The following is a 23,471-nucleotide window of genomic DNA, read 5'->3' on the forward strand; positions in this document are numbered from 1 at the left end:
TGCGAGCAGGCGATCAGCGGAAGGTGACGAATGAGCGACAAGGCGAGCATCGGAGTGACCGGACTTGCGGTGATGGGCCGCAACCTGGCCCGCAACCTCGCGCGGCACGGGCACACGGTCGCCCTGCACAACCGGTCCGAGCAACGCACCAGGGACCTGGTCGAGCGGTTCGGCGCGGAGGGGACGTTCGTCCCGACCTACTCCGCCCGCGACTTCGTGGCCGCGCTGGAGCGGCCGCGGAAGCTGGTGATCATGGTGAAGGCCGGGGCACCCACCGACGCCGTGATCGAGGAGTTCGCGCCGCTGCTCGACGAGGGCGACATCATCGTCGACGCCGGCAACGCGCACTTCGCCGACACCCGGCGGCGGGAGGCCGAGCTGCGCGACCGCGGCCTGCACTTCGTCGGCACCGGCGTCTCCGGTGGTGAGGAGGGCGCCCTGCACGGGCCGAGCATCATGCCCGGTGGCTCGCCCGAGTCCTACGACACGCTCGGGCCGCTGCTGGAGGACATCGCGGCGAAGGTCGACGGGACGCCGTGCTGCGCGCACATCGGCCCGGACGGCGCGGGGCACTTCGTGAAGATGGTGCACAACGGCATCGAGTACGCCGACATGCAGCTCATCGCCGAGTCGTTCGACCTGCTGCGCGGCGCGCTCGGCCTCGAGCCGGCGCGGATCGCCGAGGTGTTCCGGACGTGGAACACCGGCCGGCTCGAGTCGTACCTGATCGAGATCACCGCCGAGGTGCTCGCGCACACCGACGCCGCCACCGGCACGCCGTTCGTCGACGTCGTGGCGGACCAGGCCGAGCAGAAGGGCACCGGACGGTGGACCGTGCAGGTCGGGCTCGACCTCGGCGTGCCGATCACGGGGATCGCCGAGGCGACGTTCGCCCGCTCGCTGTCCGGCCACACCGAACTGCGGTCGGCCGCCCGCGGCCTGGCCGGACCCACCCGCGCGCCGCTGACCGGCGCCGCCGCCGAGCGCTTCGCCGACGACGTCGAGCAGGCGCTGTACGCGTCGAAGGTGGTGGCCTACGCCCAGGGCTTCAACCAGATTCAGGCCGGCAGCGCCGAGTTCGGCTGGGACATCGACCTCGGCGCGGTGGCGGCCATCTGGCGCGGCGGCTGCATCATCCGGGCCCGCTTCCTGGACGACATCCGCGCGGCGTTCCGCGCCGAGCCGGACCTGCCGACCCTGCTGACCAGCGGCGAGTTCCGTGGGGCGGTGGAGGACGCGCAGGATGCCTGGCGCTCCGTGCTGTCCACCGCGGTCCGGCTGGGCATCCCGACCCCGGGCTTCTCCACCGCGCTGGCCTACTACGACGCGCTGCGGGCCGAGCGGCTGCCCGCCGCGCTGGTCCAGGGGCAGCGGGACTACTTCGGGGCGCACACCTACCGCAGGGTCGACCGCGAGGGCACCTTCCACACGGAGTGGGCCACCGAGGGGCGACCGGAGCAGCTGGCGTGATGGGCGCGCGGGACCGCCTCGCCGCGGGGCTGGCCCGGCAACTCGGCCACCCGAGCGGGCTGCCGGGGCTGCTGGTCGGCGCGCTGCTGAACCGGAGCAACGCCAGGCCGGTCGCCGCCGCCGTGCGAGCGCTGCGGCTGGCGCCGGGCGAGGAGGTCACCGACATCGGCTACGGCGGTGGCGCCGGGCTGCGGCTGCTGCTCGACGCGGTGGGCCCGGCCGGGCGGGTACACGGCGTGGAGCTGTCGACCACCATGTCCGAGCAGGCGCACAAGCGGTTCTGGAAAGCGCTGGCCGCCGGCCGGCTGCGGCTGCACCACGGCTCGATCACCGCGCTGCCGCTGGACGACGACTCGGTGGACGCGCTGATCACCATCAACACCGTGTACTTCGTGGCCGACCTCGACCGCGCGTTCGCCGAGCTGGCCCGAGTGCTGCGGGCCTCCGGCCGGCTCGTGGTGGGCATCGGCGACCCGGACGCGATGGCCGGCATGCCGTTCACCGAGCACGGCTTCCGGCTGCGCCCGGTGGCGGAGCTGGTCGACGCGCTCACCGCGGCGGGCCTGCCGCTGCGCGAGCACCTGCGGGTCGGCCAGGGTCCGCGCGCGTTCCACCTGCTCGTGGCCGCCCACTGAACGCGACGAGGCCGCCGACCCGGTGTGCGGGAGCGGCGGCCTCGTGCGCTCGGGTCAGCCGGCGTGCTGGCTGATCCAGGAGGAGTAGGCGGGTGCCGAGGTGTAGATCGACGGTCCGGTCGCGCAGGTCGGGTCGCCGTTGCCGCTGCGGCTGGTGATGCCGATCAGCTCCCAGGCGGAGCCGGTGCGGACGATCTGCGGGCCACCGGAGTCGCCGTAGCACGCGCCGGCCTTGCCGCCGGGGTTGTCGGTGCACAGTTCCACGGACCCGTCGATGTCGGTGCACTTCGCCGCGTCGAGCACCTGGGTGTCGAGCTGCTGCAGGGTGACCGGCGCACCGCAACCGCCGCGCTCCGGGCAGGTCTGCCCCCAGCCCAGCAGCCGCGACTTGGTCCCAGGGTCGGTGGTCGAGCCGAGCGAGACGGGCGCCGACTTCGCCGGTGCGGACAGCTTCACCAGCGCGATGTCCGCGCCGGCCGACTGGCCGTCGTAGTCCGGGTGCACGACGATCTCGGAGGCCGCCGCGGTCTCACCACCCTGGGTGCGGTCGTTGCTGCCGATCCGCGCCCGGACCGAGCCCGGGCTGGTGCCGTCCACGCAGTGCGCGGCGGTGAGCACCCAGTCGGGCTTGATCAGCGAGCCTCCGCAGAAGTGCCCGCCGGTGCCGCGCTGCAGCGACACCATGAACGAGTACTCCTGGTCGGCATCCGAGCCACCGACGATCAGCGGTGTGACATCGGCGCTCGCTGTTCCGGTCCCGAGCAGGCCGGCCAGCGCGAACCCGGCGCCGGTCAGCAGTGCGGTGACCATGGAACGTGCCCTCATGCTGTTTCTCCTTCCGTGTCCCTCCCCGCGGGGACTGACACGGAACGTAACCGAGCTGGTGCGCTTGCTCCCACCCTCCGAAAGTTCCGAGTCGCTCGTTCGTGGAGGATTTTGGACCGTGAGTAACCGGACCGTCGGATTGTCCTAAAAGTACGACTCGATTGAGTGATGCGCCGAAGTCGCCTGCGGGCGGGGCGAAAAGTGGTTACGTTGACCGGCGGGGCCGGTGCGCCCCGATCGGGCGGGTCCACCGTGGACGGGAGTGCAGGTGCCGGCGTTGGGGCGCGCGGGGTGGCGCAGGCTGCTGCCGGGCTGGCGGCACCCGGCACGGATCGTGGTCACCGCCTTCGCCGTCGCGATCCTCGCCGGGACGCTGCTGCTGACGCTCCCCGCGGCCACCGCGGACGGCCACCCGGCCGACCTGGTCACCGCGCTGTTCACGGCGACCTCGGCGGTGTGCGTGACCGGGCTGGTCGTGGTGGACACACCCGACTACTGGTCGGCGTTCGGCGAGGTGGTGATCCTCGGCCTGATCCAGATCGGCGGCCTCGGCATCATGACCCTGGCCTCGCTGCTCGGGCTCCTCATCGCCCGGCGGCTGGGGCTGCGGTTGCAGCTGACCGCGCAGGCCGAGACCAAGGCGCTCGGCCTCGGCGAGGTCCGCCGCGTGGTGTCCGGGGTCGTGACGGTGAGCCTGCTCTTCGAGGCGGTCACCGCGGTCGTGCTCACCCTCCGGCTGGCGCTCGGCCATCACTACACCTGGCCGGACGCGCTCTACCACGGCGTGTTCCACGCGGTGTCGGCGTTCAACAACGCCGGGTTCGCGCTCTACTCCGACAGCCTCGTCCGGTTCGCCACCGACCCGTGGATCTCGCTCACCGTCGCGCTCGCGGTGATCGCCGGCGGACTCGGCTTCCCGGTGTGGCTGGAGCTGTGGCGGCACCGGCGCGGGCGGCGACACTGGTCGCTGCACGCGAAGATCACCCTGCTGGTCATCGGGATGTTGCTGGTGATCGGCACCGTGGCGATCATCGCCGCCGAGTGGACGAACCCGAGGACGCTGGGCGCGCTGGACCCCGGGGAGCGGCTGCTGGCCGGCTTCTTCACCGCGGTGATGACCCGCACGGCCGGGTTCAACAGCGTCGACATCGGCCAGCTCGAGCCGGGCACGCTGCTGGTGCACGACATCCTCATGTTCATCGGCGGTGGCAGCGCGAGCACCGCCGGCGGGATCAAGGTCACGACGTTCGCGCTGCTCGCGTTCGTCATCCTCGCCGAGGTCCGAGGTGAGCCGACGGTGCACGTGATGGGGCGCCGGCTCCCGGCGGCGGTGCAGCGGCAGGCGCTGACCGTCGCGCTGCTCAGCGTGGGCGCGGTGGTGGCCGGCACGCTGGCCCTGCTCACCCTCACGCCGCACGACCTCGACGAGACACTGTTCGAGGCGGTGTCCGCGTTCGGCACGGTCGGGCTGTCCACCGGGATCACCGCGGACCTGCCCACGGCGGGGCGGCTGGTGCTCGTCGCGTTGATGTTCGTCGGTCGGCTCGGGCCGATCACACTTGCCTCGGCGCTGGCGTTGCGCGACCGTACGAGGCGGTACGAACTTCCGGAGGAGAGGCCGATCGTTGGCTAGCAGGAAACGGCTGCACCGGGTGGTGGTCATCGGGCTCGGCCGCTTCGGCGGGTCGCTGGCCCGCGAGCTGGCCCGTGGCGGCTGCGAGGTGCTCGGCATCGACGCCGACGCGCGGCGGGTGCAGCGCTACGCCGACGAGCTGACGCACACCGCCGTCGCCGACACCACCGACGAGGAAACGCTGATCCAGCTCGGGGTGAAGGAGTTCCGCCGGGCGGTGGTCGGCATCGGCACCGACATCGAGGCGAGCATCCTCACCACGTCGCTGCTCGCCGACCTGCACGTCGAGAACATCTGGGCCAAGGCGGTGAGCCGGCAGCACGGACGGATCCTCGAGCGGGTGGGAGCCCACCACGTGGTGCTGCCCGAGCACGACATGGGCGAGCGGGTGGCGCACCTAGTCACCGGCCGGATGCTGGACTACATCGAGTTCGAGGACGACTACACGATCGTGAAGACGCTGGCGCCGGAGGAGGCGATCGGCAGGACCCTCGGCGACAGCAGGCTGCGGGTACGGCACGGCGTCACCGTGGTGGGGGTGAAGCGCCCGGGGAAGGGATTCACCCACGCCACCGCCGAGACGGTGATCCACCAGGACGACATCCTCGTGGTGTCCGGCCGGCGCGACGATGTCGAGGACTTCGCCGACCTGACCTGAGCTCGTTCGCCGGGTCCCGGACGTCGAACTCGCCGTCCCGAACCTCGAACTCGCGGTCAGTCGAGGTCGGGGCGGGCGCCGGTGGGGAGGTTGTCCGGGGGCTCGACGCGCAGCGCCCTGGCGACCGGCACGTCGGTGGACGAGTGCAGCACGATCGACAGCGCGATGGTGACCGCGACGAGGTCGAACACCACCTCGTTGTTGGGGATGCCGGACTGCAGGGCGAGGAGGCCATAGACCACCGAGGCGAAGCCCTTCGGGCCGAACCAGGCGGCGGTGACCCGTTCGGCGCGGCTGAGCAGCGGCGTGCGGGCCAGCGAGAGCAGCATCGCCGCGGGCCGGACCAGCACGATCGCCAGCACGGCGAACGCCCACTCGCCCACGCCGAGGTGCGAGAGCCGATCCGGGGTGATCAGCGCGCCGAACACCAGCAGCGCGGCGAACTTCGTGACCTCCGACAGCAGGTCACCGAACGGCTCGAAGCGCTCCGCGGCCAGCGCGTCCATGGTGGCCAGGGTGGAGCCGGCGGCGAACGCGGCGAGGTAGGGGTTGGCGTGGGTCAGGTGACAGGCGCCGTAGAGCACCACCGCGATCGCCATCGGGCCGAGTGCCTGCAGCCGCGGCTCCGCGGTGAACAGCCGCAGCCGCCAGGCCAGGGTCACCAACGCCGGCACCGCGACGCCGAGGACCAGCCCGAGCAGCAGCTCACCGGCGATGGTCAGCGGGTGCGAGGCCTCGTGCTCCACGATGGCCAGGAAGATCAGCACGAACGGCAGCGCGAGACCGTCGTTGAGGCCGGACTCGACGTTGAGCAGCCGGCGCAGCCGCAGCGGCACGTCGTTGCGGCCGACGATGGCCGAGGCGAACACCGGGTCGGTGGGCGAGAGGATCGCGCCGAGCAGCAGCGCCGTCGGCCAGTCCAGCCCGGCGAGGAAGTGCGCGGGCACCGCGATCCCCACCATGGTCAGCGGCATGGCCAGCCCGAGCGCCCTTCCGGACAGCCGCCAGTTCTCCCGCAACGCCCGCAGGTTGGCCCGCTGCCCGTCGGTGAACAGGACGGTGAACAGCGCGATGTCGGCCAGCACGGTGACCAGCGGGTCCCGCGGACCGATCTGGACCAGACCGAAGCCGCCCTCGCCGATCAGCGCGCCGGCGAGCAGGAACAGCAGCGCCGTGGACAGGATCGTCCGCGCGGCCACTCCGGACAGTGACACGCTGATCAGCAACACGACCCCGAAGGCCAGCACCAACGCCACGAACACCCTCCCCAGCAGACACCGTGCGCCGACCGTAACGATGCCGCAGCCCCCGACCCCCGGCAAACCCGGGCCAGCCCCCGCCGTGTCCGCGCTCCACGATCACGTGTCCGCGCCCCGCGACGCGGACACGTGTGCACGGGGCGCGGACACGCGTGCACGGGGCGCGGACACGCGTACACGGGGCGCGGACACACCGTGCGTGGGGCTCACTTCTGGTGGGGGGCCTGGTAGTCCTTGGCGTCGGGGGCCTCGAACAGCGGCTTGACGTACTTCAGCCCGCCCTCGGCCGCGGCGTCCGGCTGGGCCACGTACACCTTCCGGGTGGCCGGCGCGCCGGGCTGGGAGAAGTCCAGCTCGGCGACCAGGTCGCCGGTGTCCACCGAGCTCGTCCGCTGGAACGCGGCGTGCACGCCCTCGCGGGTGAGGTCCTTGTTCTCGCACGCCCTGCGCAGCACCGCGCCCCACACCTCGGCCACCGCGTAGCCGTAGGGCACCCCGGCGTTCGGCGGCTCGGTGTAGCGGGCCTGGTACTTCCGGGCCACCTCCTGCGCCTTCGGGATGTCCGCGGAGAACGGCACGCTGCTGGCCACCACGTACAGCTTGTCCAGCGCGTCGGCCGCGGGGCTCGAGTGCAGCACCGGGTCGAACACCGGGTTGTTGCCGAGCACCGGCACGTCCAGGCCGAGCGCCTTGTTCGCGGCCAGCACCGATCCGGTCTGGGTGGGCGAGGTGGTCAACAGGATCGCCTTCACGCCGTCGCCCTTGAACCCGGTGACGATGTTGGTCAGGTCGTTGTCCGTCGAGGTGATCTTGACCTCGCGCAGGTCCAGGTCGTGCTGCTCGGCGTAGTACTTCGCGCCGCGCAGGCCGTTGGCGCCGTACTCACCGTCGATGTAGATGTGCCCGACGGTGTCGCCGTCGGCGATCATGCCCTGCTCCTGCAGGTAGGACAGCCCGTCGATCATCTCCACGTCGTAGGTCGTGCCGACGATCATCAGGTACGGGTTGTCCAGCAGCTCCGACGACCACGACGCCGGCGCGGCCACCGCCTTGTCGGACGCGAGGTTCTGCTTCAACGCGGCGGTGATCGGCGAGCCGAGCAACTGCACGAAGCCGAGCACCTTCGGCTCGATCTGCGGGTACAGCGTCTTCGCGGTGTCCGCCTTGTAGCCGTGGTCGACCTGCTCCAGCCTGACCTGCCGGCCGCAGATCCCGCCGGCGGCGTTGACGTCGTCGACCCACAGCTCGTTGCCCTGGGTGATGCCGAGCCCGAGGTTCTTGAACACCCCGGTCTTGTCGGTCATCACGCCGAGCGTGATGTCGGCGTCGGTGACCCCGACCCCGGTCTTCACTCCCGACTCGTCGGTACCCGACGACCCGGAGTCACCTCCCTTGGTGCCGCACGCGGTCAGCGCGAGCGCGGTGGCGAACGCCACGGCGACCAGTCGCTTCATGGTCACTGTTCCTTTCCAGGGTGCTTGACGGTCAGTCGGCCCGCGATCCTGCGGCCGATCGCCGCGAGCCCGCCGGGTTCGAAGAGCACGACGAGGATGATCGCCGCGCCGTAGACGAACGAACTGATCAGGATCGGGGTGAGCGCGCCGTCACCGGTGCCGGTGAACCAGCCGAGGTCGGCCGCGTAGAGCGACAGCACCTGGGGCAGGCCGTTCACCAGTAGGGCGCCGACCAGCGCGCCGGGCACCGAGCCGAGCCCGCCGATGATCACCATCGCGAGGTAGGCGATGGACACGTTGATCCCGTAGGTGCCGAACTCGCTCTCGTCGGGCTTGAGGATGTCGAACCAGAGCACGGTCATCACCCCGGCGAGCCCGGCGTAGGCCGAGGACACCGCGAACGCCCCGGCCTTGGCCCTGCCGACGCTCACCCCCATCACCGCGGCCGCCGGCTCGCTGTCCCGCACCGCGCGCCAGGCCCGCCCGATGCGGCTGGTGACCGCGCCGCGGGCGAGCACGAACGCGATCACGGTGAGCGCGAGGAACAGGTACCAGACCCGCTCGGCCTGGCGGATCGGCACGCCGAGGATCTCGATCTCCGGGCCCGCGTTGCTGAACGGGAAGCCGAACAGCGAGAACTCGGCGGGCGAGCGGCCGGTGGACGTGCCGCCGGTGAGCGACTCGAAAGCCTGTCCGAAGTAGAGCCCGAGGAACACCAGGGACAGCGAGGCCACGCCGAGGTAGATGCCCCGCAGCCGCCCGGCGACCGGGGCGAACGCCAGCCCGAGCAGGGTGCTCACCGCCACCGCGCCGAGCAGCGCCAGGCCGGGATCGAGGCCGAGGCCGACCACCCGCTCGTCGTCGGTCGGTCCGGACAGGACGGTGTAGGCGGTGGCGCCGACCAGCAGGAAGAACGCGTGCGCGAGGGAGAGCTGCCCGGCCTGGCCGATCAGCATGGTCAGCCCGATGGCGCCGACCGCGCCGATCATCATGTACTGGCCGGCCTTGAGCCACGCGGCGTCGAGGTAGAGCGGCAGCGCCAGCAGCACGGCGAGCAGGGCCAGCCAGAGCAGCAGCCGGACCAACCGCAGCGGGTCGCGGCGACGGACCTCGACCGGCGGCGCGGGCGGGGTGACCGGCGGCAGCGAGGTCACGGCGGTGTCAGACACGGGTGCTCTCCCTCGTTCCGAACAGCCCGGAAGGGCGGACCACCAGCACGACGAGCATCACCAGGAACACGGCGCTCTTGGAGAAGTCGAACGACACGTAGTGCGCGGAGAGGGCCTCCACCAGACCGACCACCATGCCGCCGACCACCGCGCCGGCGGTGGAGTCCAGCCCGCCGAGGATCGCCGCGGGGAACGCGGCCAGCGCGATCGAGTGGGTGCCGCGGGACAGCCCGGCCCCGGAGAAGTCCTGGGTGGCGATGAACAGCACCGCCACCCCGGCGAGCAGCCCGGCCACCAGCCACGCGGTCGCGGTGACCCGGGAGCTGCGGATGCCCATCAGCGCGGCGGCCTCCCGGTTCTCCGCCTGCGCGCGCATCGCCACGCCCCAGTTGGAGTGCCGGAACGCCAGGTAGAACGCGGTGATCAGGACCGTGGCGACGACGAGCGCGACGAGGTGGGTGCGGAACAGCGTGATGCCGCCGACCTGCACCGGCTGGGCGTCCCAGGCGTCGCCGATGAACGGCAGGCTCACCCCGAGGCGGCGGACGATCTCCTCGGTGATGATCACGTCCACGCCGATGGTGAGCAGCGCGAGGCTGTTCGGGTCGGCGAGCCGGGACCGGGACAGCAGCAGCCGCTCGACGGCGAGCGCGAGCAGGCCGGCGCTGACCACGCCGAGCACCGCGGCGCCCGCCCAGCCGAGGCTCTCCCGAGTGGCGACGACGATGTAGCCGCCGAACAGCACCAGCGACCCGTGCGCGAAGTTGATGACCTCGGTGGCCTTGAAGATGATGACGAAGCCCAGTGCGAGCAGCGCGAACACCGCACCCTTGCCGAGGCCGTTCACCGTGAGTTGCAGGAAGGTGTTCACGCCGGATCCTCCAGGCCGTCCACTGTGTCCTCGTCCGAGCCCGTGCCCAGGTACGCCTTCACCACCTCCGGATCGGCCTGCACCTCGGCGGGCGTACCGTCGGCGATGCGCCGGCCGAAGTCCAGCACCGTCACCCTGTCCGCGATGGCCATGACCAGGCCCATGTCGTGCTCCACCAGCAGGATCGAGATGCCCAGCTCCTCGCGGATCTCCCGGATCGTGCCGGCCAGCTCGGCCGTCTCGGTCGCGTTCATCCCGGCGGCCGGCTCGTCGAGCAGCAGCAGGGTGGGCTCCACGGCGAGCGCGCGGGCGATGTCGACCCGCTTCGCGGCGCCGTAGGGCAGCGCGCCGACCGGGGTGTGCAGCACGGCGCCGATGCCGAGGAACTCGCAGATCTCCGCGGCGCGGGCGGCGTGCCGGCGCTCCTGCCGGGTCACCCAGGGCATGCGGGCGCCGCAGGCGAGGAAACCGCCGCGGGTGAGCGAGTACCGGCCGAGCATGACGTTGTCCAGCACGGTGGACCGCGGGGACAGCGCGGTGTTCTGGAACGCCCTGCCGACGCCGAGCGCGGCGAGCTTGTGCGGGCGGACGCCGGTGATGTCGCGGTCGCCGAGCAGCACCCGGCCGGCGGTGGCCCGGTAGACGCCGCTGATCACGTTGAAGCAACTGGACTTCCCGGCGCCGTTGGGGCCGATGAGCGCGTGCAGCGAGCCAGGGCGGACAGTGAACGAGACGTCGTCCAGCGCGGCCAGCCCGCCGAAGCGCAGCGTGACGTTCTCCACCCGGAGCTCGGGCACGTCGGTCCGGGTCTCGGTGCGGGTCGCCGCGGTCATCAGCGCCACCTCGACAGCCGGCGGGCGCCCGCGCGGGCGCCGGCCGCGGCCAACTCCGCCTCGGCGGTGGCCTGCGACTCGGCGTGCCCGCCGAGGTAGAGGCGTTGGACCTCCTCGCTGCGAACCAGCTCGCCGGCGGTGCCGGCCAGCGCCACCCTGCCGACCTCGAGCACGACGGCGGAGTCGGCCACCCGCAGCGCCATCACGGCGTTCTGCTCGACCAGCACCACGGCGGTGCCCTGGTCGTGGATCTCCCGAATGATCGCGCCGATCCGGTCGACCACCTTCGGGGCGAGGCCGAGCGAAGGCTCGTCGAGCAGCAGTAGCGACGGGTTCGACATCAGCGCGCGGCCGATCGCCAGCATCTGCTGCTCACCGCCGGAGAGCAGCCCGGCGCGCTGCCGGGACCGCTCGGCCAGCACCGGGAACAACTCGTGCACACGGCGCCGGGCGGCGACCCGCTGCTCGGCGGAGCGGGCGCCGATGCCGCCGGCGCGCAGGTTCTCCTCCACCGTCATCCTGGCGAAGACCTGCCGTCCCTCCGGTACACCGACCACACCGAGGTGCACGATCGCCGCGGGGTCGAGCCGGTCGATCCGCCGGCCAGCGTAGGTGATCTCACCGCCGGTGACCGTGCCGCGGTGCAGCCGGAGGGTGCCGGAGATCGCCCGCAGCAGGGTCGACTTGCCGGCGCCGTTGCTGCCCAGGACGGCCAGCACGCCGTCGTCGGGAACCTCCAGGTCGACCCCGTGCAGGGCGGCGACCGAGCGGCCGTACCGGACCCGCAGGTCCCGCACGCTCAACACGCTGTCTCCCCAGGTCGGACGATCGTGCGCACGCAGCCTCCTCCGCTCCTGTGACTGGGGTCACCGGCAGTGGCGGCAATCCTGATTCGAGGGCCGACGATCGGGCACCCCCACGTGGAGAGGGACGGCGAGATTCGTTGCGCCGCTGTGACAAGGATCTTCGCGGCCGTGCCACCGGCAATCGTGGACCCGGAAGCCGGGCTGAGTTGCTCACCCTCCGTGGTTCCCGCCCCCGGGACCCGCGCGCCTGCCTACCGGGTGATCGGGTTGGCGACTCGGAGGGATGGGGGATCACGTCCACCCCCGTTGGCTGGAGGCTGGACCGGGTGGAGCGCCACGTACCACCCCGAGGCGTGTCGGTCCCCTTGGTGCTTCGCTGTCCCTTTCACCTGTGCCGCCTCGCGCGAACTGGGGGCCGGCACGGGTGGGCGCCTTAGGCATCACCCGGGGCGTGGCGTGGCCTTGGTTCTCCCCCGTCCCCTTCGTCCGTGCCGGTCCTGTGCGGGGTGGGGCTCGGGTCAAGGGTGAGCGCAGCGAATCGCGCAGCGACGCCGAAGGCGCCCTTGACCCGAGCCCCACCCCGTCAGACACTGCCGGCCCAGAAGGGGACGCGGGACGGTGCACCCCGCGCACCCGCGGGGAGGATGCGGCCCCGCCCACCCCGGGGTCGCCGAGCCGCTCCAGCGTATCGCCACCCGGGGTGCCGGGACGGTGCGCGCGAAATCTGTGGATCACTACCGGGGGATGGGAACAACTCGACAGGTGCACAGCGCCGTTTGCTGCGCCGGGAGGGTTCTCCTCGCATACCCGCTGCGGGTGCATCCCGTGCCGGGGTTGCCGTGTCGTCGGGTGGTGGGTCCCCACCCCGAAGCCTGATTGTGTCGACGGTCGTCGGCACCGTGTCAAGGCGGGAAAGCGTGCCTTGACACGGCACCGCCGACCGCAAAGCGGCTTCGGATCGGGGTGGGGAGAGGGAGTGGCTGCAGCCTGCAACCCGTGGGGTGGGGGCGTGCCCCGACCCGGGTGGGAACAGCGGGTGCTCTCGCGCCTGGTGGGGCGTGCCTCGGCCCCGGGGTGGGAACGACGGGTCGTGGCCCGAGCCGGGGTGAAACGGCTGCTGTCCCGCGCGTGGCGCGCGTCGGAGGGCGCTCTCTGGCCAGCAGCGTCGCGTCCTGCCCGGGTCCTCGGCGGGACGGAGGCAACGCCCGCGCCACCGAACGAAGATCTCGCCGTCCCGGATGTAGATCTCGCGGAGGCTCTCGAGGTTCGCGGGTCGGGGTGGTCAGAGTAGGCCGGCTTCGCTGGCCTTGCCGATGGCTTCGACGCGGTTGCGTGCGCCGAGCTTGTGCAGCGCCGACTGCAGGTAGGTCTTCACCGTGTTGCGGGTCAGCCCGGTGGACTCGGCGATCTCCGGGTTGGTCCGGCCCTGCGCGGCCAGCCGGATCACCTCGTACTCCCGGCGGGTCAGTCCGCTGCGGGCGAGCGCGTCCGACCGGTACGCGGCGTCCGGCATGATCCGCGGGTCCACCACCCGCTCCCCGCGCAGCACGCGGCGCAACCCCGAGACCAGGTCCGTGCCGGCGACGTCCTTGAGCAGGCACCCGTTCGCGCCGGCCTCGAGCGCCGCGATGACGCCCTGGTGGTCGCCGTGCGCGGTGAACACCACGACGCGCACGCCGGGGTCCTTCTGCCGCAGCCCGGAGATCACCTCGGGGGCCAGCATGTCCGGCAGCCGCAGGTCCAGCAGCACGAGGTCGGGCCGCAGCTCCTCGACCCGCTCGAGCGCGGCGCGCCCGGCCTCGGCGGTGCCGACCAACACCAGCGACGGGTCCGAGCGGAGCAGGAGAGTGACGCCGTCGCGGACCACGGGGTGGTCGTCGACCACCATCACCCGGACGGTCATCGCGGGCCCGGCGGCTCGACGTCGGGCAACCAGGCCCGCAACGTGCACCCACCGTCCTCGTCCCGCACCAGGCTGACCCGGCCGCCCAGCCGGGCCGCCCGCTCGGCCAGCGAACGCAGTCCCATCCCGGTCCCCTCCCCGCCCTCGCCGACATCGCCGGTGCCGTCGTCGGCCACCATGACCTGCAGCCCGCCGTCGCACGGGCCGAGGCTCACCACCACCGAGTGCGCCCGCGCGTGCTTCTCCACGTTGAGCAGACCCTCCCGGACCACGGCGACCACCAGCGCGGTGCGCTCGGCATCCATCGGCGGCACCGGCGCGAGCTGCACGAACCGGGCGGGCACCCCGCGGCGGGCCTCGAACGACCGGCAGTGTTCGGCCAGCTCCACCGGCAGCGCCCGTTCCGGGCTGGACTCCGACAGGGCCAGCAGCGCCTCGCGCAGCGCGCTGGACGCCGCGGACACGTCCGACTCCAACCGGCGCAGCCGCAGGTCCAGCGCCGGGTTGTCCTGGATGGACTGGTGCAGGTCGCGCACCTGCACGCCGATGGAGAACAGCAGCGCCCCGACCGAGTCGTGCAGCGCACTCTGCATCCGACGGCGCTCGGCGGCGACCGCGTCGGCCCGGCGGGACTCGGCGACCGTGGCCAGCCGCAGCGCGTTGGCCGCCTGGTCGGCGATCGCCTCCAGGTCGCGCACCGCGTCGTCGCCGAACTCGGCCCTCTCCCGCAGCGCGGCGTAGGCGATCGCGACGGTTCGCGGCCGGCCGCCATACCGGTCGATGATCGGCACGGCGAGCATCGCGGCGAGCCCCTCACCGCGGACCTGCGCGTCGAACTGGTGGGTGATCGTCGGCGAGCTGACGTAGTCGCTGACCCTGGCCGGCTCACCGAGCGCGAGCACCCGCCCGCCTATTCCCTGGCCGATCCGCAGCCGCAGGTTCTGCAGGCTGGCCGTGCGGTTGCCGGCCAGCCAGCGGATCACCGCCTCGTCCGGGCCGTCCAGGTCGGCGACGAAGCCGGAGTGCGCGCCGAGCGTCTCGCGGATGAGCTGGGCCGTGCCGCGCAGCGCGGCGACCCGGTCGAGCGACGCGAGCAGGCTCTCGCGCTCGCGCAGCAGCCCGTCGAGCACGGAACTCCGCTCGACGGCTCGCTCCATCGCGACGTGCTGCTCGGCAGGCACGGGCCAACCTTCGCACATCACCCGGCTCCACGGAAATCCCCGGGCACGGATGTCGCCCGCCCAGCGCTCGAGCCGGGGAGCTCAACGCGGGGAACGCAGCGGCACGCGGCGGAAGGTGATCGTCTCGTACGGCCCTTCGACGCCGGTCTCGTAGAGCAGGCCGACGGTTCCGCCGTCGAGCTGGACCAGGTCGGAGTACGCGGCGGGAGCGCTGGAGACGGTCACCGCGGACCGCCAGGTGCGGCCGCCGTCAGCGCTGGCCCGCAGGGTCATCGCGCGCCGCGCGTCGGGGTCGGCCGGGCCGGAGAACAGCAGCAGGTCCGGCCGGACGGTCTGCAGGACGCTGCCCTGCACGCGGGGCCCGACCAGCCCCGGCTGCGGACGGTAGGGCGCGGCGAGGCTCTGCCCGCCGTCCGTGCTGCGGGCGTCGACGCGGTGGCCGGGCGCGGTGCCGTGGTCGCGGCTGTTGAAGTAGAGCGTCCCGTCGGGCAGCTCGGCGACGGTCGTCTCGTTGGCGGCGACGACGCCGTCGGTGCGGTCGTCGGTGAAGCCGATCCGCCAGCTGCGCCCACCGTCGTCGCTGAGCAGGTCGTGCCCGCCGTAGTACTTCTGCTCGGTGCCGAGGTCGGGAGAGCCGGCCGGTGGCGCGCTGGAGTGGTTGGCGGGCACCACGATCCGCCCGGCGTGCGGGCCGTGCCGCAGCACGATGGCGTGCCCGGGGCCGGTGGCGTACCAGCGCCAGTGCCCCAACTTGGCCGTCGCGGTGATCTCCCTGGCGGGCGACCAGGTCCGGCCGGCGTCGGTGCTGCGCTGCACGAACACCCGCCGGCTGTCCTCCGGCGCCACCGTGCCGGCCATGATCTCCCGTTCAGAGACCCGACCGTTGCGGACGGTGAGCAGCACGATGTCGCCGTTCGGCAGCGTGACCGGGGTGGGGTTGCCGGCGGTGGCGTCGCCGTTGCCGCTCACCACGGTGAGCGGGCCCCAGGTGCAGCCGTGGTCGCGGGAGCGGCGCTGCACGACCTCGATCGCGCCGGTGTCGCTCGCCGAGTCGCGCCGGCCCTCGGCGAACGCGAGCAGCCCGCCGGTCGCGTCGCGGACCAGCGCGGGGATGCGGAACGTGTGGTAGCCCTCGGTGCCCGCGGTGAACGGCACCGAGGACGCGCATCTGTACTGCTCCGCGGCGGCGGGAGCGGTGGGTGGGGCCAGCACGGCGAGGGCGGCGGCCAGCACGGCGGTCAGTGCGGCGCGGCGGCGGGGGGACCGGACCACGACTCCTCCTAGTTATAGGACGTCCTATGTCCGAATCCTGGCGAGGGAGGAGCATCGGCGTCAAGAGCCCGGCCGCGCCGCCTGCCGGTCGGTGGGGCGGCGCGGCCGGGATCGGTCCGCCGTCAGTAGGCCGTCAGTAGGTGTTGTAGCCGGTGGCCAGCCGCTTGTCCCCGGCCGGAATCGAGCAGCGCCCCCCACCCGCGTTGGTCAACCCCTCGGGCTTGAGCTTCCACGTGGGCAGGTTCGCCGAGCCGGCGTAGTTCCGCCCTAGCTTGTTGGAGAAGAACCGGTTGTGGAACGACGCGCACTGCCGCTGCGCGCCCGGGTTGGCCGCCACGCACGCGGCGTCGCAGAACTCGCCCTTGTAGTGCGCCTGCCGGCCGGTGCGGACGAACGTGTTGTGCTCGAACGAGTTGTAGTTGCTCTGGTTGCGCACCTTCACCGGATCACCGGAGATGTAGGTGAACTTGTTGCGGGTGACCCGATTGCCGGAGCTGTAATGCGTGATGTAGAGGCCGTGCACCAGCGACGCCTGGTTGCCGGTGTTCTCCACGTAATTGAACGCGTTGTTCTCGATCCGGTTGTCCGACGACGTGGTGGTGAGGATGGCGGCGTAGCCGGTGGCACCCGGCGCGTGCTTGTTGCCGATGTCGCGGAACTCCATCCCGAACACGCTGTTGCCATTGACGCCGGCACTCGGCTTGATCCGCCAGTTCTGCTCGTCGACGTACGTGCGGCCGGTCTGCCCGTCGAAGGACAGCCCGTTGGTGTAGTTCCGCACCTTCAGGTACCGGAAGTGCACGCTGGTCGTGCCGCCGCCGTGGAGCGGATCGGCCGGGTCGCTCGGCAGCATCACCCGGAACCACCAGCCCGGTTTGTAGGCGCCGTCCTCCTTGACGTTGGTGAACACCGGGCGCCCGGCGATCCCGCTGGCGTTGTCGCCGGGCTCGTAGTCGACGGGCACGAACGAGATCGAGTGGCCGGGCACGTAGAACCGCCAGTCGGTCTGCCCCGCCACGTAGGTGCCCTGCTTGATCCGCACCTCGACATCGGTGGTGGGCTTGGCCGCGACGAGCACCTGCTGGGCCCTGGCCAGGGTGCGCACCGACTGCTCGGGGCTCAGGCCGCTGTTGGCGTCCGAGCCGGTCGGTGAGAGGTACACCTGGAACGCCGCCGCCGGTCCGGTTGGCGCCGCCTCCGCCAGCGCCGACCCTGGGGCGGCCGCGAGCACGGCCAGCGCCGCGGCCGCCCGGAGAAAGGTCCTTCGCATCTTGACTGTCCTTTGTGGTCTCGATGGGAACGTCACTTGCCCGACTGCAGGGCCTTCCAGGTGTTCGGTCCGACGATGCCGTCCACGCCGAGGCCGCGTGAGGACTGGTAGCTCTTCACCGCCGACTCCGTGGCCGGGCCGAAGATCCCGTCGATGTCCAGCTTGGCCATGGTCGCCGCGTTCAGCGCCCGCTGCAGCCGGGTCACCGCCTCGCCCTGCGCGCCGTTCTGGATCTGCGGCGTCGTGCCGCGGGAGAGCAGCGCGGTCCAGGTGTGCGAGTCGATCGTGCCGTTCGCCGGCAGCCCGACCTTGGTCTGGAACGCCTTGGCCGCCGCGATCGTGCCGGCGTCCACGGTGCCGCTCGGGTCACCCTCTCCGGTGCTGTGCCCGGCCGCGCGGAGCAGGCACTGCGCCGCGGTGACCGCCGCGCCGGTGGCGCCCTGGTTCAGCGTGGGGTAGGTGGCGAAGTCCAGCCGCGCGGTCGTGCAGGCGCTCGGCTTCGGCGGGTTGCCCGCCTTGACGTCGAGGAAGTTGCGGTCGATGTTGATCCGCACGCCACCGTGGGTTTCGGTGACCTCGCCCGCGTACTGCTTGATCCGCTGGCCGTCGGCCCACTTGTGCGCGGCGAGGTAGGACCCGAAGTCGGTGTCGGCATTGCCGTTCCACCACGCGCCCCAGATGTGGTCGGGCAGGGTGTAGGTGCGGCTGCCGTAGTGGTTGTTCATGTCGGTGACGCCGGAGGCGCCGCTGGAGTAGAACCCGGACAGGTAACCGTGCTGGTGCAGCCGCTCGGTCCAGCCGGAGGTGTGCGAGAGCACCGCGGCCGAGCAGGAGCTGGTCCGCGAGTACGCCTCGATGTCGAGGTAGATCGCGGTGCCGGCGGGAAGGCCCAGCCTCCTCGCCGCGGCGACCGCGGTGTCGGCCTCCGCGACCCCCTGCTGCTTGGCCGTGCTCGGGTTGCTGGAGAACTTGGTCCGGAAGTTGGTGCACGGCGCCTGCGGGCCGACGTGGATCGGGGTGAGCCGCCACCCCTTGCCGACCTGCCGGCCCACCCAGTCCGCCGTGAGGTTGCCCTGGCCGCAGGCGCGGACGCTGCCGCTGGTGTAGACGCCGATCGCCCGGTACGGCGAGGACAGCCAGGCGTCCATCGCCGAGTTGGACGGTGCGGCGCAGGCGTCGAAGCCCTTGCCCCGGTAGGTCCCCGGCTGCGGGCCGACCGCCGCGGCCGTGGACTCCCCCTCGGCGCGCTGGGCCCGCGGCGCCGGCCGGGCGGCGCTGGTCAGCTCGGCCGTGCGCAGCACTCCGGCGACCTCGGCGGCGTCGGACCCGGAGTGCACGGCGGTCACCAGCACGCCGGCGCCCTCCACGGCGAGCTCGAAGCTGCCGTCCCGCCAGGCCGGGCCGGCCGGGTCGAGTGCCGCGTCGGCGGGCCGGGCGCTGCCCGGCTCGGCCGACACGGGGTCGCCCTCGGCCGCCGCCAGCGCCCGCCCGTCCAGCGGCCGCACCACCAAACTGGCTGCCCGGCCGACGGCGCCGCCGGCGCAGTTCGTCTGGTCGCCGGGGTGGCCGAGGTAAATCGTCGGGTGGTCGAACCGCACGCAGGTGTTCGGGGCCCGCTCCAGGTCGACCACCCGCCAGCCGGCGGGCACCTCCACGGAGAAGCCGCGGTAGTCGACGGTCGTGCCGGCCGGTGCGGCGGCGCTCGGGGCCGCCGCGATGGCCTGGCCGGTGGCCGCCAGCACACCGCCGGCTACGGCCAGCGCGGCGGCGCCGATTCGCAGGGAATATGACATCGGGTGTCCTCTCGCCAACGTGGACAATCACCGGCCGCACGCGGCGCGGCGGGACGGACATTAGCCGCGGCGCGCCGGGAAACCAGCCGGCAATCGGACTATCTCGCCGTTTGTTAACCTTTCCCTCCGGCCGCCTGACCAGGACCTACAATTTCCGGTGAGGGAGTTTAGGATTTCGTTGGGTTCTGTCTTCGCGTTGACCGGTCGCCGCGCCGCGTGATTCGTTGGCGCCGTCTTCCGACCCTCATTCCAGGAGTCTCGATGAGAAGAGTGACTACGGTGGCCGCCGGCGTACTCGCCATGGCCCTGATCCTGATCGGCCTGTCCGGGGTGGCCAACGCCGCCAGCTGGCCGCTGGTGCAGAGCGGGCACAAGGGCACCAACGTGCGCACCGTGCAGCACCTGGTGACCCACCACGGTTTCGCGACCGACGTCGACGGGGACTTCGGGCCGAACACCAAGAACCAGGTGACGGCGTTCCAGCGGGCGAACAGCCTGGACGCCGACGGCATCGTCGGCCCGAACACCTGGCCGAAGCTGGTGGTCGAGGTCGCGGAGGGCAGCACCGCGAGGCACGCGGTCACCGCCGCGAAGGAGCAGCTCAACAAGCACGGCGCCAAGCTCACCGTGAACGGCACGTTCGACGCGGCCACGACCGAGGCGGTGAAGAAGTTCCAGAGCGCCAACGGGCTCACCGCGAACGGCGTGGTGAACACCAGCACCTGGCGCGAGCTGGTCGCCGGTGCCGGCGCGGTCGGTGGGTACTCGCTGCCGGTCGCCAAAAGCGTGCTGCCGCGCAGTGAGTACGACGACCCGCACCACGACTACCCGGCGATCGATCTGCCGGTGTCCTCGGGCACCCCGGTGTACGCGGTCAACGGCGGCAGCGCCACCAAGATCCCGAACACCGGCAGCTGCGGCTACGGCGTGACCGTCAACGCGAAGGACGGCGGCGTCTACACCTACTGCCACTTCCGGCAGGCCGCGGTGGCCAGCGGCGAGGTCAAGGCCGGCCAGCTCATCGGCTACTCCGGCAACACCGGCCGGACCAGCGGACCGCACCTGCACCTGCAGATCAAGCGCAACGGCACCCTGGTCTGCCCGCAGCGGCTGCTGCTGGCGATCTACGACGGCAAGCCGGTGCCCTCCGTCGGTTCCCTACCGACTACCGGCTGCTTCTACTGATCCCCGTCGTAACCCGCGCCCGGGCGACTGTGGCGCCCTCGCCGGCACGGCCGGTCCAGCTGCCTGCCCCTGGTCCGGTGGCAGAGGAGTGTCCGGGTGGGGCTGCCGCGGGCCCCACCCGGCGGCGGCAGCACGACGGGGCCGCGGGCGAGAATCGGGCGACAAAAAGCCAGCCGCGCGGAGCGATAAATGCTCCGCGCGGCTGGCCGCTACCTACACTCCGAATGACCTGGTCTTGGTCTGTTGTGCTTGCTTCGGAGCGAGTTCAACCTCGACGCCGAATCAGTGGCCGTCGTCGACGTAGGTGTGGGTGTCGGCGACGCAGAACTTCGACCAGGAGGTGACGTCCGAAGCGTCCGAGCCCGGGGACAGGATCGGGATGTTAAGGCCCAGGTCGTTCAGGACCTCGTCCAGCTCGATGGCGAGGATGTTGACATCCCAGTCGCACAGACCGATGTCCAGGTCGTTCAGGACGTCAGCAACGTTGAGCAGCCCGAGCTGGGGCTGGATGTGGTTGTCGTCATTGCCATCCTGCGCGAAAGCCGGCGACCCAGCCATCATCAGCGCAGCCGTTGTAGCGGCGACAACTGCAGCCTTCTTGAACACTGAAATCTCCCTACACAGCAATCAATAGGATTGAGTACGACAGCTATCTTGTCTGCCGGTGGCGATGAGACTACAACACCGTCCCGATCGGCCGCACATCCGACACGAAGAGGGAGCTGTAACCGAAAGGGATGAAAGATATCGGCCCTCTCGAGCGGGAGCGGGAGTTGACCGGCGAGGGCAGCCCGACAAACATCGCAGCTAGAACGCTTGGAGTAGCCGATCCGACCCGATAACCGACAGGGCGGTTATCTACGGACAGTAATGGGACGCGACTCGCGTCATACTGCCGATACCTCGAACCGCTAGCAAACTGTAACCATCTACCGTCCACACACTACCTGTTCGGGTGTTCTTTACTCGGCTATGATCTGAGTCGGGTGCCCGTGGACGGCCGGCGTGGCCCATCAGAGGGGCTGCTCTCACTCACCCGCTTCGCAACGGCCACACCCGCCACGTGCGGCAGCCCCCTCTGGCGCCCGCTCACGCGCGATCGTGGAGCACACTCGGTCGGGTCATGATTGAGGAGGCTCCGGCCAAGGGGGGGCCCAGCGAGCTGCGGGCACGCAAAGACATCTGGTATCGGCGGCGCTGCTTCCCGTCACGTCGCCGTCGCCCTACACGGGAGCGAATACGAAAGTGGGCCCCGGTCCATCGACCGGGGCCCACTGCTCATTGAGGGTTCACGATTTCGCACCCGGCGAGCCGGGCACGAGTGGAGGCGCGACTACTCCTCCTCGTCCTCCTCGTCGTCGCTGTCGATCTCGATCTCCGCGTCCGCCATGACCTCGGCGTCGGCGTCGGCCGAGTCGACGCTCTCCATGCTGGTGCTGCTCACGTCGGCCGCGACGACCGGCTCGGTGGTCACGGCATCCCGGTTGCTGGCCTTCGCCGCACCGGCGAAGCCCGGGCCCGCAGCGGTGGCACCTTCGCGCTCGATGGTGTTACCGAGGATGTCCTCGGCCGAGGCGATCTTGTGGGTGCCGGCACCGGCCGGACCAGCGGTGGTCGACTTCTGCCAGTGCGCGCTACCGGCGTCACTCGCGGTGGAACCGACCTTGTGCGTCGCCGCACCGTTGATCCCGGCCACCGTGGAGAAGCTGCCGTACGCACTGCCGTGCTCGTTGGCCATCGACTTCACGCTGTTCGTCGCGGCACCGTCGACGCTGGCCGCGGCGGAGTTGCTCTTGAAGGCACTGGCACGCGTGCCGGCCAGCGACTTCACAGTGTGCATCGAGGCACCGTCGATACCGGCGGCGGCCGAGTGGTTCCAGTGCGCGGTACCACGCGTGCCAGCCAGCGAGCCGACCTGGTGCGTCGCGATGCCGTCGTCATCAACCGCCGTTGACTGCTTCCAGTACCCGATACCGCCCCAGAGAGTGGGCAGGGTCCCGGAGGTGTGGCAGTCCCGGTCGTCGCAGTCCCGGATCGGGCGCTTGTGGTCGCACACCTTGTGATCACACGGCCTCTGGCTGCACACCTTGTGATCACACGGCCTCTGGTTGCACACCTTGTGATCACACGGCCTCACGATCGGCCGCTTGTGGTCGCACACCTTGTGATCGCACGGCCTGACGACCGGGCGCTTGTGGTAGCAGTCCCGATTGCAGTCGCCGACGACGTAGTGGTTGTCGTAGTCCACGTGGTCCACGTAGATGGGGTGGTGGTAGTCCACGTGGTCCATGTACACGGGGCTGTAGTCCGCGTGGTCCACGTACACGGGGCCGTAGTCCACGCCGTCGAGGTACACATTGTCGTGGTCCACGAACGTGTCGTCGCCCGTGTCGACCGAGACCTTGACCCAGCCGCCGCCCACGTGGCTTCCGGACACCGGGCTAACACCCGGGTGCAACCACGGTACGGAGGTCCGGGTATAGTCTCCCGCCGACGCGACACCGGCGGTGCCAAGCGCCACCAGGAACGTAAGCGCTCCGGTCATGATGGCGCGTTGAACTACTCGCATGAAAGAATCCCTTCTCTGTTCGGTGAGCAGAGCAGGGCCTGGTCACTCCAGACTTCCACGGTACGAGGAGGGGCCAGGCCCTGTGTTCACTCCGGCCGCCCGGGCCGCGGCAACGGCTCCGGGCCTCCGGCTTGGTTCCGCTGTCCACACAGTTGACTCGGTATCTCACATATGTTGAACCAATCTGTCGTTTGCTACTCGACGCCCGACCGACTGCTCGCAGTCCCGTCGGGTGGTCCTCCACGATGAGGTTGTCGCCCTCGCGCCAAGCTTAAGCACTGCTTCGACATGTTCGAAGTGTTGTCCCCCCACTACCGAAAGAAACCACTCGAAACGGTAATCCGTGGTGCTGGTGTTCACCGCACTCTTCCGGTAACCGGCGAGACTGTTGTCCGTCTGCCAAAATGCCGCCTTTCCAGGCATCTGGACGGCCGTCCGAGCAGATGGCGCCGACGCGCGCCACCGGATCCGAACCATCGGCGGCCATTTCCCCATCCCCGATCGGGGGAACTTCCGGCAGTCCTGGTCCCGGGCCGGGACATGGCCAGGTGGCCAGCCGAGGACCCGCCGTCCACAGCGGGTCGTCCGCTTGCCGCACCCGCTCCACCGCATGACACTGGGCTGGTCGCCCGTGCGCGTGGCGGGTCCGGCCGATTTTCCGGAAGTCTCCCACCGGGTGCTTCCG

19 protein-coding genes are annotated in these 23,471 nt (G+C 71.2%); 5 read left to right on the plus strand and 14 right to left on the minus strand.

From position 1 onward, the window contains the following. The first annotated feature begins 30 nt into the window (after nt 1-30). The gene (gene gndA, locus BM051_RS09755) at nt 31-1,470 is read left to right on the plus strand and encodes an NADP-dependent phosphogluconate dehydrogenase (protein ID WP_092529775.1); all 1,440 of its coding nucleotides are present in this window, start codon (nt 31-33) and stop codon (nt 1,468-1,470) included. Further along, entirely contained in the window at nt 1,470-2,105 is a 636-nt protein-coding gene (locus tag BM051_RS09760) for a class I SAM-dependent methyltransferase (RefSeq protein ID WP_092529776.1), read from the plus strand. Before gndA ends, BM051_RS09760 begins: the two co-directional genes overlap by 1 nt. A gap of 54 nt (nt 2,106-2,159) precedes the next feature. Here the strand turns inward: BM051_RS09760 and BM051_RS09765 are convergent, their stop codons facing one another. Next, on the minus strand, nt 2,160-2,930 hold the full coding sequence (locus BM051_RS09765; protein WP_092529777.1) for a S1 family peptidase: 771 nt from the start codon (nt 2,928-2,930) through the stop codon (nt 2,160-2,162). A 277-nt stretch (nt 2,931-3,207) separates the two neighbouring features. Between BM051_RS09765 and BM051_RS09770 the strand changes: the two genes are divergently transcribed. Continuing rightward, nucleotides 3,208-4,563: a TrkH family potassium uptake protein gene (locus BM051_RS09770; protein ID WP_243859495.1), complete on the plus strand. Its 1,356-nt coding sequence runs from the start codon at nt 3,208-3,210 to the stop codon at nt 4,561-4,563. Beyond that, nucleotides 4,556-5,221, plus strand: a complete 666-nt coding sequence (locus tag BM051_RS09775) for a potassium channel family protein (RefSeq protein ID WP_208325914.1) — start codon at nt 4,556-4,558, stop codon at nt 5,219-5,221. The genes BM051_RS09770 and BM051_RS09775 overlap by 8 nt, the downstream gene beginning before the upstream one ends. 56 nt (nt 5,222-5,277) lie before the next feature. Here the strand turns inward: BM051_RS09775 and BM051_RS09780 are convergent, their stop codons facing one another. From BM051_RS09780 to BM051_RS09830, 11 genes are all read right to left on the minus strand, one after another. Further along, complete coding sequence (locus BM051_RS09780) at nt 5,278-6,477, minus strand: cation:proton antiporter (protein WP_092530337.1); 1,200 nt, start codon at nt 6,475-6,477, stop codon at nt 5,278-5,280. Nucleotides 6,478-6,686: 209 nt separating this feature from the next. After that, nucleotides 6,687-7,934 (minus strand): ABC transporter substrate-binding protein, encoded by a 1,248-nt coding sequence (locus tag BM051_RS09785; protein WP_092529779.1) that lies wholly within the window; start codon nt 7,932-7,934, stop codon nt 6,687-6,689. Nucleotides 7,935-7,936: 2 nt separating this feature from the next. Continuing rightward, the gene (locus BM051_RS09790) at nt 7,937-9,079 is read right to left on the minus strand and encodes a branched-chain amino acid ABC transporter permease (protein ID WP_092530338.1); all 1,143 of its coding nucleotides are present in this window, start codon (nt 9,077-9,079) and stop codon (nt 7,937-7,939) included. 16 nt (nt 9,080-9,095) lie between these two features. Then, nucleotides 9,096-9,974 (minus strand): branched-chain amino acid ABC transporter permease, encoded by an 879-nt coding sequence (locus tag BM051_RS09795; RefSeq protein WP_092529780.1) that lies wholly within the window; start codon nt 9,972-9,974, stop codon nt 9,096-9,098. Beyond that, entirely contained in the window at nt 9,971-10,807 is an 837-nt protein-coding gene (locus tag BM051_RS09800) for an ABC transporter ATP-binding protein (RefSeq protein ID WP_092530339.1), read from the minus strand. Before BM051_RS09800 ends, BM051_RS09795 begins: the two co-directional genes overlap by 4 nt. After that, nucleotides 10,807-11,613 (minus strand): ABC transporter ATP-binding protein, encoded by an 807-nt coding sequence (locus BM051_RS09805; RefSeq protein ID WP_092529781.1) that lies wholly within the window; start codon nt 11,611-11,613, stop codon nt 10,807-10,809. The genes BM051_RS09800 and BM051_RS09805 overlap by 1 nt, the downstream gene beginning before the upstream one ends. 1,282 nt (nt 11,614-12,895) lie before the next feature. Further along, nucleotides 12,896-13,516, minus strand: coding sequence for a response regulator (locus tag BM051_RS09810; protein ID WP_092529782.1), 621 nt, complete (start codon nt 13,514-13,516; stop codon nt 12,896-12,898). Next, the gene (locus BM051_RS09815; RefSeq protein ID WP_424923268.1) at nt 13,513-14,715 is read right to left on the minus strand and encodes a GAF domain-containing sensor histidine kinase; all 1,203 of its coding nucleotides are present in this window, start codon (nt 14,713-14,715) and stop codon (nt 13,513-13,515) included. Before BM051_RS09815 ends, BM051_RS09810 begins: the two co-directional genes overlap by 4 nt. A 63-nt stretch (nt 14,716-14,778) precedes the next feature. After that, nucleotides 14,779-15,969, minus strand: a complete 1,191-nt coding sequence (locus BM051_RS09820; RefSeq protein ID WP_092529784.1) for a sialidase family protein — start codon at nt 15,967-15,969, stop codon at nt 14,779-14,781. Between the two features lie 133 nt (nt 15,970-16,102). Next, complete coding sequence (locus tag BM051_RS09825; RefSeq protein WP_092529785.1) at nt 16,103-17,239, minus strand: right-handed parallel beta-helix repeat-containing protein; 1,137 nt, start codon at nt 17,237-17,239, stop codon at nt 16,103-16,105. Nucleotides 17,240-17,271: 32 nt separating this feature from the next. Further along, complete coding sequence (locus tag BM051_RS09830) at nt 17,272-19,032, minus strand: glycoside hydrolase domain-containing protein (RefSeq protein WP_092529786.1); 1,761 nt, start codon at nt 19,030-19,032, stop codon at nt 17,272-17,274. 261 nt (nt 19,033-19,293) lie between these two features. Between BM051_RS09830 and BM051_RS09835 the strand changes: the two genes are divergently transcribed. Next, nucleotides 19,294-20,217 (plus strand): peptidoglycan-binding protein, encoded by a 924-nt coding sequence (locus BM051_RS09835; RefSeq protein WP_092529787.1) that lies wholly within the window; start codon nt 19,294-19,296, stop codon nt 20,215-20,217. 282 nt (nt 20,218-20,499) lie between these two features. Here the strand turns inward: BM051_RS09835 and BM051_RS29770 are convergent, their stop codons facing one another. Both BM051_RS29770 and BM051_RS09845 read right to left on the minus strand, forming a co-directional pair. Next, a complete protein-coding gene (locus BM051_RS29770) occupies nt 20,500-20,823 on the minus strand; it encodes a hypothetical protein (protein ID WP_243859476.1) in 324 nt (107 codons plus the stop codon). A 727-nt stretch (nt 20,824-21,550) separates the two neighbouring features. Then, nucleotides 21,551-22,654: a hypothetical protein gene (locus tag BM051_RS09845; RefSeq protein ID WP_134046113.1), complete on the minus strand. Its 1,104-nt coding sequence runs from the start codon at nt 22,652-22,654 to the stop codon at nt 21,551-21,553. Nucleotides 22,655-23,471 lie beyond the last annotated feature (817 nt).

Source organism: Amycolatopsis arida, from assembly GCF_900115565.1.
Classification (GTDB): domain Bacteria; phylum Actinomycetota; class Actinomycetes; order Mycobacteriales; family Pseudonocardiaceae; genus Yuhushiella; species Yuhushiella arida.

Bases quoted from the DNA above. Each gene is read 5' to 3' on its own strand.
- gndA (WP_092529775.1), top strand. From the start codon at position 31: ATGAGCGACAAGGCGAGCATCGGAGTGACCGGACTTGCGGTGATGGGC.
- BM051_RS09760 (WP_092529776.1), top strand. From the start codon at position 1,470: ATGGGCGCGCGGGACCGCCTCGCCGCGGGGCTGGCCCGGCAACTCGGC.
- BM051_RS09765 (WP_092529777.1), bottom strand. From the start codon at position 2,930: ATGAGGGCACGTTCCATGGTCACCGCACTGCTGACCGGCGCCGGGTTC.
- BM051_RS09785 (WP_092529779.1), bottom strand. From the start codon at position 7,934: ATGAAGCGACTGGTCGCCGTGGCGTTCGCCACCGCGCTCGCGCTGACC.
- BM051_RS09800 (WP_092530339.1), bottom strand. From the start codon at position 10,807: ATGACCGCGGCGACCCGCACCGAGACCCGGACCGACGTGCCCGAGCTC.
- BM051_RS09810 (WP_092529782.1), bottom strand. From the start codon at position 13,516: ATGACCGTCCGGGTGATGGTGGTCGACGACCACCCCGTGGTCCGCGAC.
- BM051_RS09815 (WP_424923268.1), bottom strand. From the start codon at position 14,715: ATGTGCGAAGGTTGGCCCGTGCCTGCCGAGCAGCACGTCGCGATGGAG.
- BM051_RS09825 (WP_092529785.1), bottom strand. From the start codon at position 17,239: ATGCGAAGGACCTTTCTCCGGGCGGCCGCGGCGCTGGCCGTGCTCGCG.
- BM051_RS09830 (WP_092529786.1), bottom strand. From the start codon at position 19,032: ATGTCATATTCCCTGCGAATCGGCGCCGCCGCGCTGGCCGTAGCCGGC.
- BM051_RS09835 (WP_092529787.1), top strand. From the start codon at position 19,294: ATGAGAAGAGTGACTACGGTGGCCGCCGGCGTACTCGCCATGGCCCTG.